Source organism: Caldibacillus sp. 210928-DFI.2.18 (genome assembly GCF_020554505.1).
Lineage (GTDB): Bacteria > Bacillota > Bacilli > Bacillales > Caldibacillaceae > Caldifermentibacillus > Caldifermentibacillus hisashii.
Genome location: NZ_JAJCHL010000204.1, coordinates 1 through 729, shown reverse-complemented (window position 1 = coordinate 729; position 729 = coordinate 1). Strand labels below are relative to the sequence as shown.

Here is a 729-nt window from a genome sequence, read left to right as displayed (position 1 = left end):
TGGTTCATCGCAGTTTAGTATGGAAAAAAACTGTCAACAATAATACTACCAATAAAATTGACAAGGTGGTAGTTTGAAAATGACAGAGAATGAATTATTACAAATGGCACTAAATCTCGGTTCTGGATGGAAAGTAGATTATGTTGAATTTAATCCTGATGAAAAAAAATTAAACATATTCATCTCTACGGTAAAAGGAAGTACATTTGAGTGTCCTACCTGCGGGAATCAGGCTCCTATTTACGATCACGGACGTGAACGGATATGGAGGCATTTAAACTTCTTTCAATTTGAAACCTATATTCACGGTAGATTACCTCGTACCTACTGTTCACAATGTAATGGATCACCTAAAACAATAAGACCTAATTGGACACGTGAACGCTCAGGCTTTTCAGTTTACTTTGAAGCATTTGTCATCCTTTTAATGAAAGCCATGCCTGTTAAAAAGGTAGCTAACCTGATAAATGAACATGATACAACCCTTTGGCCAATACTACATCACTATGTGGAAGAAGCTCGTGAAAGAGAAGATTTTTCTTCTGTACAACATGTTGGTTTTGATGAAACATCAAGAAGAAAAGGCCACGAGTATGTCTCTATTTTCATGGATCTTGAAAAACGTAAAGTTATTTCTGTTACAGAAGGCAAAGATCAACATACTTTAAAAGGTTTTAAACAGGATTTAATGGTTCATGGCGGTCACCCGGATAACATAAAAGAAATCAG

Annotated in this window: 1 protein-coding gene; it reads left to right on the top strand. The window is 35.7% G+C overall.

The genetic code is table 11. From position 1 onward, the window contains the following. Positions 1 to 79: 79 nt before the first annotated feature. The coding region (locus LIZ98_RS17580; protein WP_227203176.1) for a transposase family protein at positions 80 to 729 on the top strand (650 nt) is incomplete at its 3' end.